Origin of the sequence: Halobaculum litoreum (assembly GCF_030127125.1) — an archaeon.
GTDB lineage: Archaea > Halobacteriota > Halobacteria > Halobacteriales > Haloferacaceae > Halobaculum > Halobaculum litoreum.
Genome location: NZ_CP126157.1, coordinates 70,856 through 84,916, shown reverse-complemented (window position 1 = coordinate 84,916; position 14,061 = coordinate 70,856). Strand labels below are relative to the sequence as shown.

7 protein-coding genes and 2 pseudogenes are annotated in these 14,061 nt (G+C 55.0%); all 9 read right to left on the bottom strand.

Translation table 11 applies throughout. The features are described 5' to 3' along the window. Nucleotides 1-42: 42 nt before the first annotated feature. Nucleotides 43-4,926: a sacsin N-terminal ATP-binding-like domain-containing protein gene (locus P0R35_RS15480; RefSeq protein ID WP_284014856.1), complete on the bottom strand. Its 4,884-nt coding sequence runs from the start codon at nt 4,924-4,926 to the stop codon at nt 43-45. An 815-nt stretch (nt 4,927-5,741) separates the two neighbouring features. Beyond that, complete coding sequence (locus P0R35_RS15475; protein ID WP_432765064.1) at nt 5,742-7,364, bottom strand: transposase; 1,623 nt, start codon at nt 7,362-7,364, stop codon at nt 5,742-5,744. Nucleotides 7,365-7,776: 412 nt separating this feature from the next. Further along, complete coding sequence (locus tag P0R35_RS15470) at nt 7,777-8,184, bottom strand: hypothetical protein (protein ID WP_284014855.1); 408 nt, start codon at nt 8,182-8,184, stop codon at nt 7,777-7,779. Nucleotides 8,185-8,260: 76 nt separating this feature from the next. Then, nucleotides 8,261-8,956 (bottom strand): hypothetical protein, encoded by a 696-nt coding sequence (locus tag P0R35_RS15465; RefSeq protein ID WP_284014854.1) that lies wholly within the window; start codon nt 8,954-8,956, stop codon nt 8,261-8,263. Beyond that, nucleotides 8,953-9,720 carry a hypothetical protein gene (locus P0R35_RS15460; protein ID WP_284014853.1) on the bottom strand — a complete coding sequence of 256 codons (768 nt, stop codon included), beginning with the start codon at nt 9,718-9,720 and terminating at the stop codon, nt 8,953-8,955. Before P0R35_RS15460 ends, P0R35_RS15465 begins: the two co-directional genes overlap by 4 nt. A gap of 292 nt (nt 9,721-10,012) precedes the next feature. Beyond that, a pseudogene (locus P0R35_RS15455) lies at nt 10,013-10,258 on the bottom strand (DUF7558 family protein); the annotation flags it as partial. Then, a pseudogene (locus tag P0R35_RS15450) lies at nt 10,258-10,392 on the bottom strand (DUF8069 family protein); the annotation flags it as partial. The pseudogenes P0R35_RS15455 and P0R35_RS15450, both read right to left, overlap by 1 nt. A gap of 1,206 nt (nt 10,393-11,598) precedes the next feature. Then, entirely contained in the window at nt 11,599-12,849 is a 1,251-nt protein-coding gene (locus tag P0R35_RS15445; protein WP_284014852.1) for a hypothetical protein, read from the bottom strand. Nucleotides 12,850-12,920: 71 nt separating this feature from the next. Further along, nucleotides 12,921-13,694: an Lrp/AsnC family transcriptional regulator gene (locus tag P0R35_RS15440; RefSeq protein ID WP_284014851.1), complete on the bottom strand. Its 774-nt coding sequence runs from the start codon at nt 13,692-13,694 to the stop codon at nt 12,921-12,923. Nucleotides 13,695-14,061 lie beyond the last annotated feature (367 nt).

Sequence of the window (14,061 nt, the reverse complement as noted above, 5' to 3'; positions counted from 1 at the left end):
CTTACCAACGTTTCGGAATTACCGATAGATGAACTCAGGCGGTCAGTACTTGACTTCGTAAGTTGAGGAAGTGATACTCCCGCTCTGCTTGAGTGAACTAAGCCCCTGCCACAGACAATCGACAACAGCACTTGAAGCACTGGGCTCCCCTGTTGTCTCTGGGTCGACGCTGTGGAGACGAACGAAATAGTGTTTATCACCAGCATTCTCAGCATAGTCGTACTCACGCTTCGTCAGTGTGAATCGCCTTCCATCAGTAGACTTGGTCCCTTTGACCTCTAGGGTTGATTCTTCGGCTGGATCAAGCTTTGACAGACTTATCCCTGCGGTACCCAGCACAGCGCCCGAAATGTGAATATCGTAGCCGAGACGCTCCGTACCTACATTTGTTATCTCGACCTGCTGTTCCACATCCCTGATAGTGCCACGGAGAATGATTTTTTCCTTTTTCCGATCCGTGGAGAGGGTTTCGACTTGAGTGTTTTTTCCATGCGAGTCAAGATAAGACTTCACGACTCGACTGAGCTTCCAGACGGTGTATGCTTCTGCGACCTCTCCCACCTTGTCGCTGTCAGTCACATCACCCTGCGGAGCATTTGTCTTCGGTGCCTGAGACGTCTCACGGCCAAAATTCACACCAATATCGGAATCCGATAAGTCCTCTATTCCATCATCCGCGTTCTGATCGGACTCAGGCTCTGAGTTCATGGCCAGACGATCCTCTGGAAATTCAAAGTTGGTTATTTCATCATCCTCTGCCAACTCGTCTGCCTTAGAGCTAGGTATCTGTGTTTCCTCATCGTCTCGGAGTAGTTCCCATTCTACAGGGTCTGCCCCCTCGTCTAGATCAGTATCAGCCACAGGTCCTGCGTGATATCCCGCACTGTCGTTGATATTCTCATTCTGTCTATTTCTCGCGTTTGCTTCTTCAGAAGGTTCTAAGAGATTCTTTTTTGAATCGCTATGGCTCGGCTGTGCTTCGTCATCGTTTATGGAGTCCGGGCTTGGCTGATTTACGCTATCGTTCTTAGGTTTAGCAGAACCCCCCTCAAGGACCGACTGAAGATTGTAGCCTCGTTTCCTGAGATACTGTTCGCTGAGTGGCTCCGGCTTCCCGAAGGCGCCTTCAACTACATCAACCACTTCTGAGTGGGTGTTAACACCGATAGAGAGCCACCTCATAAGTTCCGTCACCATCGAGTCAAACGATTTCGCATCCGTGGTGAGTGTTACTATCGGTTCAAGATCGTCATCGGTCTCAATTACGCAGTCCGACTTTACCACCTCCGAGATAGTTTTTCGATCGAGTTGGTGCTTACATAGGAGTGTTTCTGCCCACTGTGGCGTTCGTTCCGCAAGCTGCTGTAACTTCTTTATCGGTGGTGTATTGAATCCAATATTTTCACCAAGCACTGAGTACACCAGATCAAGTATCTCAGCGTAGTAGTCGGACAGTTCTGCTGTACTCTGTGCGGGCTTGTAGTCATGCACCGACTTGGTCCACGCCGCGGAGAGTACTGTGAGCCCGAAATACTTCTGGTAACAATTTCTGACGTCTGTGATAGTAGCATCCTCTAAATCGAGCGGAGACACAGCGAGGGTCCGCTGTTTAATTTTCTTAGGGGACTGCCGTACTGCCAGCTTGTCCGTACAGTAGTAGGATACTTGTTTTGCTGGTCTGATTGACCCGTCTAGCGTCGGAACTCCGTTGATCATCTTTCGTAGATTTTCTTGCGAATCGACAGGTTCATGCTCGAGACAGACATTTATGAGATTCAAAAATCCAGTTTCAACCCGTCTCATAGATTTCTCCCCGCCATTAGCAGCTTCAACGATTTCATTGTAGCTGTCGGCTGCTTGAGATATAGTCGCGGATTCTGGCACTCCCAACTTTTCAACCATGAGCTCCTCAAACTGAGCCCCGTAGGCTGCTTGAACCGCGAGTAAGTGGCCATCGAAGTCGGTCCCTTGCCAGACGAGCATCTCGATCGGAAGTACCTTCTCTGGTTCGTTCGGTATGGGGTAATCGAGCGTCCGGAGCTGTCTTAGCACCCCCTCGGCTTCTTCTTCAGATAGCGCATTAAGATGTTTCTTGACATATTCTAGCCGGTCGCAAAACTTGTTAATTTTTTTGATTTCTCCGGCTTTCCAAGACGAGACTATATCCTTCAGTACGTTAACCGATCGCTCCGGGCCGATCTCAGTCTGCACCCCGAGGCAATCACGAAGTCCCTCTGGTATCTGTTCGGTCAAAATCGGTACATCCGCGTGCTCGGTCTCTGAAGTTTGGACATATACCTCATCCGGACAGCGGTGAGACTTATCCTCACATGGAAGCCACGCTACGGTCTGAAGTGTTCTGAAAAACGAAGTGGGAGTTGTTGTTTGATTCAATTCGACGTCTTGTGGGTTCTTATCAACCGCCCATGCAGCCTTGATAAAAGCAAACTCAGAGTAGTAGTCGTCCCAATGGAAATCTAACATCTTGAGAAAATGTTCACATACCTGAACACTATCTACGTGAGTTAGTGCCGCCTGGAGATCATTGTGAGTACATTGAGCTATCTTGGCGTCGACAAGGCCATATTTGCATCCTTGACCTTGGCCACCTTTCTTCATCCACGAGAACTCATTTTTCAATCCGTTATAGCCGTTCTTCCTCACTGTTTCATCCCGAGGAAGATGAGTTTCAATAGCCTCTACTTGAAGATGTGTAGGCATCTCCCAGTTCAACGTACTTTTTGTGTCAGTAATGGCCTCATTAAGATCCGCTCGAGTCCTGTAGCCCTGATTCTGTTCACTCAAAGGAATGCGTTCTTGCACCCCTAGTTTGCTGAAGAATGCCCCCCACGAACTAGCATCCTCATCGGATGTAAGTTGAGCATACGTGTGAGAGACCTGGTCGACACCTGAGAGCGCATCAGCGATCGGATCAAGGCGGTAGGTGTGGTCCTCTCGGTATTTATCGGTGAGCAATAAGTAATTCGCCGGTTTGTACTTTCCCGTTTGTGTTTGGAGGCATATTTTTCCCAGATCCTCCTTCTGTATCGCTAGACCGTTGTTCCGACGGTAGTACTCATAGAGGAACCGAACTTCACGACGATGCCTGCTCTTAGAAGACGAGTGGCGTTTTTTGAGATTAGGGAGTAAACGCTTAATCAGCGTTTTCGGCCTCAGCTCTTTCACATTGAAAACAGTAGTAAAGAGCTTTCTCGGGTTTATCTCTCTGTCTTCACCAACTGTGTTCATATGTTCACAGAACGTTCGATTAAGGACGTTGAGTTCACTGAGGACATCCTCAGTTCCAGGCAGGGCCCACGACTCTGTAAGCGGGAAGTAAACCGTGTCCTCAGCGACCTCATTTGGAGAGAGTAAATTCGAGTCTGACAGCCACAACACTGGTAGTGCAGCGAGGGCTGTATCGAACTCATTCGTTGTTCCACTCTGTGCCTCTCGATACGCTATCGCAGTCGCACAGAAGTCGACAACCCATTCCATCGACTGTTCGCTGAAAAAGTCTCTCTCTTGACAGGCGGTGAGCAACTCGACGATCCCAACGTTGTGGAGATCGGGGATATTCCGAACTCGAGAGCTGACAGATTCCGGATAGTCATCTGCGAGCTTATGCCGACTCTCATCGAATAGCAGTTCATAGTCCGCGTCACAAAAGAGATCCTGGAACCCACGGTCAAGGGCGAACACGCTTGCTGGCTCACGAAACTCACCATCGGTACACTCGAGACAGTCACTCTCTTGGAAAACGCTGTACGTGTCACTCTTAACTTGGTCGGAGATACTCTTTCGTTCATCTGGTGTCAATGTGATGCTTGGCGTGTCCACGTGAGGAAGCAAGAAGAGAAACTCTGCTGGCTTGGATCGCTCCTCAAAGAAGTGATCTCGCGCCTTGCCGAGACAAGTGGTAACGGCATTAACTAGTCGATAGTTCTTATCATTATCTGGCAATACGTGCTGTCTGTCATCGGGCAGTTCAAACTCTCCGTGTAAGTCGAACGGAACTGGAATGGTATCCTGCGTCGGAAAGTACGTGTAGAGTCGAGACATCCGCGAGGTCTCGAGTGGCGCACCCGCAGAGTCAACAGCGACCGAAAGAGTGAGATCTCTCTCTTCATCGTCAGTAGTGGTCACAGAACTCGTGAAGTCTTTCCGGCAGTCTGTTTCTACACACTCGCCACCACGTAGCTTCACAACACACTGTCGTCGGCCGTCACTCCGGCGGTGATATTCAATTTGCTCTGTCTGCCCCTGATTGTCAACTAAATTCACCTGAACAATTTCCAAATCCCATAGATATTTCAGATACTCCGAAAGATCTTGAAGTAGCTGTGTCTTGATCGACTCTCGAGGGGCGCCGCCCGTGCTCGTTCTGAAGGGTAGAGTGATAATGGTCTCTTCAGTTGCGGTCCGCTCAGAATCGATTCGGGGTACAGTGGGTTCCTTCCGGTTAAAACTGAAGTGATAGTATCCGGAATCGATTCTCGGTTCCTCAGTGACGCTGAATACGGATTTAAATCCAGTTCCGAACTGGCCGATCGATTCACTATCTTCCTTCGTCGTCCGCGAAAACGAACACAATCGGTCCACGTTCGATTTAGTCATCAACTGGCCGTCATTCTCAACGACTAGCTTGTCAGGAGTGAGTGTGAAAACGACAGCACCACACCCGTCAACATCGTGGGCGTTCTGGAGCAGTTCTTGAACAACTCTCGAAACATATTCATTCCGTTCAACCGTTTGGGCCCGGCTCCGCTCTGTCTGTTCTAAAAGAACCTCGAAGTCTTGCTTCAACTGTGGTTGGTCAGCTAACTCCTGCTTCATCCGATCGAAGCTGACTCCTGATTCGCGCTCTCTAAATTCGTTTAGGTGTTCAGCTGCGGCCTGTCGTGACTTTGGTATCTCATCTTCCATAGTTCAAATTTTAGTGTTGGATCTCGTTGTCTTACTGGCGTTCAATTCCTCTCGGACTCATACTTGTTCATCGGCGTGACGAACAATTCCCCGGTCTGTGTCGGGTGAATTCTAATAGTAAACATTCAATTATGTAACGATTAAAATTGGCCACATTTATATTTTTCCCCGGCTTGACATCGACGTACAGACTACTGAGGACCCGATCGAGATACCAACCTCATAGAGTATGTGCCTCGCTTGTCTTATGGTCACTATAGGACCGCAGCAAGTGGCTGATGAGCCATCTAAGTGTTAGCCCAAGTCCTATGATACAACCGGAATTGCAGTGTAGTTGATTCTTGAGCTATTCGTGACTAAATGAGGCCTATACCATCGTTCAAGGACGATCAAAGCGCGAATCTAATATTGAAGCCCCAGATGCGCCGCTAATAGTCTCGCTCCTGACCCGACAGCGAGATGGTACCGATTTCCACTTCGGCTTACTGAGTTAAGCCCAAGTGGCCCTTGCTGACAGTCAATCCGGCCGCAGCAGCCCCAATACCCCCGGATTCCGTAGAGAGCGACTATTATCCGGACTTGTATATCGTATACCGCGATACCAATATTTGAGTTCCCGTCGACACCACAGTTTCGGAGGATAGGCCAGTTTCGGGTTGAATTGCCATCAATTCGCGGTGATTCTCTCCAATCAAGCATCAATGTTGAGTCCCTGTGGTCGGAATACCGGGCGAGCGTGAGAAATTGCGTGAGTTTTGACGCTACTGAATAGCGTCGCCACTCTCGAACAGCTAACCCGGCGAGAGCGTAGCCGGTTAGTCAGGTGGAATCAGCGCCGAGGCGATCAGTTCCACACACTCGCCGGCAGTCAAGATCGGTGCGTAGTCCATCTCTCCGTCGACACCAGCTTTGAGCAGGAAGTCGGTGAGCCGCCAGATATTGTACAAGAGCACGGCGAACACGAAGTAGAACAAGCGAACGCGGTAGTCTTTTGAGGATGTTTTCGCCAGGAAATCGTGCTTGATGCTCTTGTACTCGTTTTCGATTTGCCAGCGCCGACTGTAGCGCCGACAGAACGTCTCGGCTTCATCCGGCCTGACTCGGAGATTCGTCGCGAAGACGGTCGTTGCCTCGCCGCTCGTCGATGGCACGTACAGGAATCGCATTGGGTGAGATCCCGCCTCAACGTGGACGGAGGCCGGCTCAACAGCCACCTCCTGGTCGTCCTCGTCTATCTGTTCGATCACCTCGCGTTCGGTACTGGCGATGCGCTTTGGAATGAGGTAGTTCACATCGAGATTCGAGAGCGTCTGAAACACTCGCATCGAGTCGAACTCCCGATCACACAGGACCGTCTCGATAGGCACGTATTCCTTCGCGCGTCGAACCAGTCGCCGCACGGTGCGGTGAATTTGATTCGGCGAGTTTTCGTCCCACGCGGAGCTCTCTCGCACTGGCTCGACGGCTAGGACGAGCGGAATATTCTGCCCAATAATCGAGAGCGTCGCAAACTTGAACGCTCGCCCCTCGCTGTCCTTCGTGCCGCTGACCATCGGCATCTCCTCGACATCCCCGTAGTAGGGAATGGTGGTGATGTCGATCGCAGCGGTGACTGGACGACGGAACGATGCCTCAGAAGCGATGACCGAGAGCAAGCGGTCTGTCGTCTCATTAAACCCCTCAACGAGCTCTTCGGGATCGAACTGTTTGACTACGCGGAGGTGGGTGTCGCCATGCGGGCCGTAGTCCTCGCCGCGCCGATACTGGAAGCGAGCGGCTCCTTGCGCGGTGCCGCACCGAACCATCCCCATGAAGGTCTGTAACTCGAAGAACCGGGTGTCCTCGTAGGAGGCGTTCTGCGCTCGGCCAGAGTCGAATCCGTCGAAACCGTGATCCCGTGCGAGGCGTGTCGTCCGGCGGATCTGCTCGTCCGAGAATTTGTCGCCCGTAGACTCGTCCTGCTCATTGTCTTCAGGTGACTCCGGTTTCGAGTCAACGACCTCCTCCTTCAGACGAACAGCGGGGACTGTGGGGCCGTGGTCATGGATCTCCTTGACAACGAAATGAGCGGCGACGGTCACGTACTCGCGAACCCCATCGTCGAATCGATTCCGCCAAGTGCGAGAGAGTACGGCCTCGTCGGGAACGTGGTCTAGCCCGAACGGTTCAGCGAGTTCCTGGTACGTTTCGAGGGTCCGGTAGCTGTCGCCCGTCAGCTCCCGATAGATGAACAGCCGGAGCATTCCTCGGAACGAATCGGGTGCTGGGTGCCACTCCGGGTAGCCGTCCTTGAGATGCTCCATGTAGATGGTTACCTCGCTCACAGCCGCCCGGAGACACACTCCATCTCCTAGTGTTTCCCTGAGTTCGATTCCAGTCTTGTAGGCGTGAGTCATCCGGCAGGCGCGATCCGAGAGCGGATCCAAGGTCTCCGACATTGATTCTTGATTGCACCGGCGAGATGGAAGTGGCCGCGATCTCGTCTGTATCCTCTTGATCGTCGACACAGATGCTCAGTAAGGGGTTCACAGGACAGTGCGGAACTACCAGATTGAAACGACAGGTCATGAAAATCGTTCACACACCCAATCACGTCGATGAGTGAACCGGATCAGCGATCAACGTCCGACCGTCTGACTGCCCTTCTCGAGAAAGCAAACTACGAGGAGACAGTGGCGTGCCTCAACTGGCTCAGTGCAACTGATGCTGAGACTCGCAATCGAGCGTTCAGAGAGGTTCGAGATGTCGTTGCGGAGCGGGCACGCTTCTTCTCGTAGCACCAGCTGAGTAACTGACACATCAAATCAGGAAAACTAATCTGTACACCGCAGGGCCGAGTGCTGCCCTTGCTTACTTCACGAACATGTCTGTTCGGATGCGGTCCGGGTCGACATTAAACACGCACACGCGATTTGTTGACTCGTCTTCGGGGACCCAGTCAACTGACGCAGTCAGTCCATCAGGGGTTGTAACGGTCACTGTCCCATCTTCGCCAGTTAAGAACACGTCCCCGGACACCCAGTCATCATTTTCTCCTATCGGAAACGATCGCTCATCTCCATCAATGCTGAGCGTCACCGTGACAGATTCTGAGCGAGTGTTCGAAATGATGATATCTGCGGGACTCTCTTGTTCGGCCCAGGGGGCCTTCGCGCCCGGTCCTGGGCTATCGGGCTGCTCGCTCCCACCGCCAATGCCTACACACCCCCCAAGCACAGTAATCCACAATCCATGGATATATTTGCGTCTCCTAATCATAGGTATCAAACTACCATCGATACATAAATATCTTGTTCGAGGACTAGCCCATTCAAACAGTGTGTCTTGAGGTTGCTTATTGGAAGTGATCCAGCGTATGGTCAATCGAATCGAGCGTGCACAACGACATATAACGAGTCCAATCACCCCATGAGATGTCGCTGTAACTGTCGCAGTTCCCTGATTCTGCGAAATCGTTGCTCGGGTCTTTGGCGTAGGAGGCTACAATGGGGGTCGCCTTATCGGTGCCGTTCACACTGAGCACGTGGCCAAGCTTGTGATCTGTCTGCACCGACGACCCGGCCTCATCTTGGACAAGCTGACATAACTCATAAATGAACGCGTGGAGCGACTCGTGAATCGCCATTACAGACATCTCCCCGGGGTCATCGTAGTAGCCATCGCCCGCACCCACAAATCCAACACACCGCCCCTGCCACGCATGGCCGTACGTTCGGGCCATGCCACAATTGCTCACAAATAGATACAGTTCTTTCCCGCCGAATCCATTCGCGTCCAGCCAATTGTTCGCGTCGGATCGCTCCTCACCCTCGTCACAAGAATTCGCGGTGAAATCGGTAGTATATGAGATGACCCGCGTCCCAGGAACGTTCGTTGATGCGTAGATGTCGTTATGAGCTTGCTTGATCCCATCGAACGCCGCCTCAAGCGCCCAATCAGGACACTGCGAGCACCCCATCACGTTCACCTTCATCGCCCATCGATCCGTCTGATCACCGTTGTTGGCACTTTCTTGAGCGTAGAATGTCATTGCGATCCACCTCCGTTCTTGTTCATCAATACGTCTGACTCCTTATCAATCGAAATACCGAGCTTGCCATGGTTTTGAACGACAAACGTCGGTGTTGCAGCCAGCGACCTAGACTGAAACATTGGGGCGTCATTGGAGCGGTCATTTCGAGGGTCCACAGCCGGGACCCGTTCTTCAACTTCCACTTGCTGCTGTGGGTATGAGATCTCCACCTGTTCGCCCACTCCAACACGAGTTACTCCCGTCGGCCCATCAATTACAGTCGTCAGCTGGTCAAAGCTGACGTCTGGTGGGGTAATATCGGGAGTTGCGGTGAGATCAAAAACGGTCAACCGGCGCGTGTCCACATTCAGTTCAGTCGCCGCAAACGCGCCATCATGGGCTACTCCAGGAATCGATTGTCGGCCAGTGTCTCCAGTGTAGTACCCGTCGGTGAAGACGACCCGATCATTCGATTTGAACGTGCCCACAATCCCCGGTGTTGCCCAGGGTGATAGGACAACTTCGTTCTCATTAACACTTACTGCGTGATACGGTACTTCGTCCACATCAGCTTGGCTCTCTTTGGCGTTGAAATCCGCTGGTATCGAGGTGTCGAACTTCCATCCGGTTTCAACGAGCTGTGTTGTCTTGTCGGTACTCTGTGCTGATGCGACAGACATTCCTGTGGTAGCGATCCCCGCTGCTCCAAGGACTGTTATGAGGTGACGGCGAGTTACGTTACTTGAGTCCTGCGACGACTTGTCGGAATCTTGTATTGACATGCGGTTTGGATCTGATCTTCTGTGCTGGTTTTATCTCGATACACCATTCCCACTATTCCTGGATATTACATCCAGAAATCCAATTCACCCGACTGAATATAGTTCTTTTGTAATGATTAGTATTAAATTAAGTGTCCTAATAAAATCACACCTACAACACATGTTGAATGGAAGTACTGAATTGGTGCAAGCCATAGTCAGAGCTATCGATCTACCCCATCCCCTTCCCCGCCAAAGGGCGCGCATCCAGTAGGTTGGCTAGGCCACCGGAGCTGCAGCGGTCGCAGAGCTAGAGCGGCCCCTCAAGATGCCCAAGTTCAACGCGGTACCGCGTTAGCGTCGCGAGCGTGTCGACGACTATTCCACAGCCATCGCAGGCGCGGTGAACGCGCTCGTCGGGATCTGGCCGCGTCTGGGTGGCGCAGTCGACACAGGTCGGGTGAGTGATCCGCTCGTCCTGTTCCCAGGTATGCGCCTCGCCAGTCTCGGTGCCGGACGGCGCGTCATAGAAGGCACAGCCGACGAGTGTCTGCTGCATCACTCGTCCTCCTTGTTGGCCTCGCAGCCACTCGTCCAGCCCCGGTGGAAGACGGCCAGTTGCATCGTCGAGTCGAATGCAGTGCTACTCGGCTCGTGGACGAGGACGCGGTCCTCGGGGACAGGTATGACGACGCCCAAACCGCTGTACTTCACCTATTTCACATCTCATGACTGAGAATAGAAGGCACGCATCAAATCCATCCTCCGAGGTTGTGGTCGACACGGCTTTTGCATTTGGATTCCTAAAAACCACCACTCGATTGAGAGGATGGCCCTGTGCGCTGCGGATGCAATCGGATTCATACGAGCTCGGCCAGTTTTCGAGCCCCACCGTTCGCTACTGGTTCTTATAGACCAGATCGACAGGGAGCCGCCAGAAAACTGCGTTCAACAGAGAATGTTGTCTCTGTTGAAGTCTTTCAGCATTGATATTGCGTAGAGCTGGCTTCTCTATCGAATTCTACGATCCCACTACAAACCAAAACCTCAGCAAATCGCAAGACGACAAGAGTATTTCAACAGAGCCATCCTAGTAGAAGAAAATGAGTAAACGGAGTCTTCAGAGACTCCGATATTTCAGAGGTCGCCAACCGCTATTCTGATCATATATATCTAGATTAGATCATCACAGAATTATTCTGTCGTGATCTCTACGAAGAAACTGCCTCATACGTGATCTCACCGGACTCTAATATCTCAATTTGCATTGACTGCGTCGATTGGCTAATCGCAATTTCTGTTTCTGCTCCACTGTCTGTACTGACAATAATTGTACTTGAACCACCCCTCCGAACGATAGCTGTGATTTCCTCCCGAGTGTCTGGGCCCATCTCTAGTTGATGATCAGGTGACTCCTCACGTTCGGACGCATTAATCACTGTAACTGATACCTGTTTGCTTGATGAGGTTCGATTATATATTTCGACGGGCACCTCTGTGGTCCGACTGAGGACATCCAGGCAGCCGCTAGTAGCCACCAAGATTGCACACGCAGATCCAAGGATGAATCTTCTTTTCATATCAAATTAGTTAAAACAGCGCATAGTAATAAGCGATCGGTCTGACGAAATCGTCGAATCGACTTCTGTCAGTTCAGATATTAGTGACCTAACAAGGCACGCATCGAAACCATCCTCCTAGGTTGTGCATCGAGGCCGGCCATGTACACGTCGCTACAACGGGAGCGCCGTCGCGGACCGCGCGGTCGAGTTTCCGGATCGGTGCGCCCTCCCCGTCGAGGAACAGGAGTAGCCTCCCCAGACATCGAACGACACGTCGTCCTCGAACCACACCACCCCCGCGGATCGGGATGGTGGAGAAAACCGTGGCTGCGGAGGTTCACCGGTCGCCCGTCAGCGGCTCGCGCAGCGCCCACACGTCAGTCGTCGGGTCGAGTCGGTGCGGTTCGGCGCCGCGGTCGGTGACGATCCCGGCGTGGTACAGCATCGCCTTCAGCTGGAACACGGTCGGCGAGTGGTAGACGCTCCCGTCCGTCAGTTCGGCCGTCCGCAGGTCGCCCTCGGCGTCGAGCGTCCGCGCGCGGGCGTCCTCGGTGCCGCGGAGGAACAACTCGACCGTGAACGTGGGGTGGGTGGTGTGGAGCCACCGAACCAACTGGACGAGCGTCGGCGCGGGGTAGCCGTCGTCGGCCATCGTCTGGAGTTCCTCGACGATCAACTGCGTCGCCGGGTACGCCCAGACGACCCGGCGGGTGAGCAGTCCCCAGTCGGGGGCGAGGTCGCAAAAGCGCCTGCGTGACCGCTTCCAGTCGTCGAACGCCGCGAGCGCGGCGTCGACCGTGCCGTACCGATGGAGCGCGAAGCGAACCACCTCCTCGCCGAGCGGCGTGAGCCGGAGACGGTCGGGCCGCGCCTCGACCAGGCCGAGGAAGCTCGCACCCCGCCGTGCGGCGGTCGTCGCCGCGACGACCCGATCCGCGAGCACGGTATCCGTGTCCGTCGAGTGGTACACCGCCAGCGGCACCGCGAGGTAGTTCTTCGGGTGGTTCAGTCCGAAGGAGGCGTCGGCGACGCCCTGTGCGGTCGCCTGAAACCGGATCGCGGTCGCCTCGTCCGAAGTGCGGTTTCCGACCACACGGGGCACCTCCAGCGCCGTCGCCTCGCCGTCGACAGCGACGCCGAGCACGCCGACGTTGAGTTCGCGCGCGAGCGTCCGCGCCGACTGGGAGACGGCGTCGACCGGGGCGGCGACGTAGGCGGCGTTGGCCTCGCCGAGGCGGTCGTACGCCTGGACCACGCCGCGCTCGGCGTCGACGGCGCCGCCGTCGGTGTAGCCTTTCGCCTCCACGGCGACGAGCGGCGGCTGGTCGCCGAACCGTTCGACGGCGAGCAGGTCCGCCTCCAGATCGCGGACGCCGACGAGGTCGGGGTAGCCCGAGCCGAGCCGGACGTGGTTGAACGGGGCCAGTCGCTCGCGGACCGCCGGTTCGATCGGGCGGCCGGGGAGCCACTCGTCCATCGCGAACTGGGTGTCACAGACCGCGTACGTCTCGGGCTCGTCGTCCGGGAACAGCCGGGCCTTGGCGTGCGCGAGCACCTGTGGCTCCGAGAGCGACGCGGCGGTTGCCATGGATGCACCTCCGGTGACGGGTGTAAGAAGCTTCTGCCGCGACTCCCCCGTCACCACGTCGGTCGATCCCCTCAGAGGGTGTCGGAGTCGGCGTCGGGGGCACCGAACGCGGCGAACGCGTCACCGTCCGCTCCGCGCGAGAGGACGGTGACGATGTCGTCGGCGCGGACGACGGTGTCGCCGTGCGGCGTCAACTCGCGGTCGCCGCGCTCGATCCCGATCACGAGCGTCTCGGCGTCGAGGACGCCCGCTTCGACCGCGTTCTCGAGCGTGCGGCCGGCGATCGGCGCGTCCGGGTGGACGCTCACCTCGACGACGCTCGCGTCGCCGGTGAGACTGATGAAGGCGTTCCGCTCCGGGACGCGCTCGTCGTGGGGGTCGAACGGGTCGAACGGCGCGAACAGTTCCTCTTCGAGCAGGTCCTCGTCTTCGATGTGGATGCCGAGGTCGGTGAGTTGTCGGGCGATCCGGCGCAGGTCGGCGGTCGTCCCGCCCACCGCGAGGACGTGGAGGTTTCGACGCCCGGTCATCAGCGTCCGGACGTTGATCACGCCGGGGACGGCGCGTGCCTCGTGCGCCAGCGCCTCGCGCTCGGTGATCGGCACGTCACAGAGGTAGAGGTTGGTGAGTTTGCCGTCGGCCAGCTCGAAGTCGACCTGAGCGGTGTAGCCGCGGACGATCCCGGCGTCCTCGAGTTTGTGGATACGGTTGCGGATCGTCGCCCCCGAGACGCCGGCCCGTTCGGCGAGGGCGCTGGCGGAGGTGTTCCGGGCGTCGTCCATCAGCGCGTGGAGTATCTGCCGATCGATCTCGTCGAGCCGGTAGTCCGTGTTCGGATACGTCATTGGGGCGTTGGGGTTCGATTTCGCAACCGAGTACGCGACACCGCCGTATAGTAGTTCCTCAGAGCGGTGCGGGGACCGGCGCCGGTGGAGCGGTCACCGCTCGCTCGGCCGCACGGCGGGGACGGAGCGTCCCGTCGGCCGATGCCGCCGCGCGTGACTCGCGCCACACCGCGGACGCAACCGAGTCCGAGGACCACGACGGAGATTCGATAATGAAAAATTGAGTGGCCAATAAATTCGGTTTCGAAAAGAAAATGCGCGTGTTTATATCATCTCGGCACATCGGCTGAGCATGGACCGCGAGACGGTCGACAGCACTCGGGCCGACGAACCGCCACGGACCACGACAGCACGTCGACGGACCGGC

What these genes read in the sequence shown, in the direction of transcription:
- P0R35_RS15480 (WP_284014856.1), bottom strand. Translation starts at nt 4,926, where the DNA reads ATGGAAGATGAGATACCAAAGTCACGACAGGCCGCAGCTGAACACCTA.
- P0R35_RS15475 (WP_432765064.1), bottom strand. Translation starts at nt 7,364, where the DNA reads ATGTCGGAGACCTTGGATCCGCTCTCGGATCGCGCCTGCCGGATGACT.
- P0R35_RS15470 (WP_284014855.1), bottom strand. Translation starts at nt 8,184, where the DNA reads ATGATTAGGAGACGCAAATATATCCATGGATTGTGGATTACTGTGCTT.
- P0R35_RS15465 (WP_284014854.1), bottom strand. Translation starts at nt 8,956, where the DNA reads ATGACATTCTACGCTCAAGAAAGTGCCAACAACGGTGATCAGACGGAT.
- P0R35_RS15460 (WP_284014853.1), bottom strand. Translation starts at nt 9,720, where the DNA reads ATGTCAATACAAGATTCCGACAAGTCGTCGCAGGACTCAAGTAACGTA.
- P0R35_RS15445 (WP_284014852.1), bottom strand. Translation starts at nt 12,849, where the DNA reads ATGGCAACCGCCGCGTCGCTCTCGGAGCCACAGGTGCTCGCGCACGCC.
- P0R35_RS15440 (WP_284014851.1), bottom strand. Translation starts at nt 13,694, where the DNA reads ATGACGTATCCGAACACGGACTACCGGCTCGACGAGATCGATCGGCAG.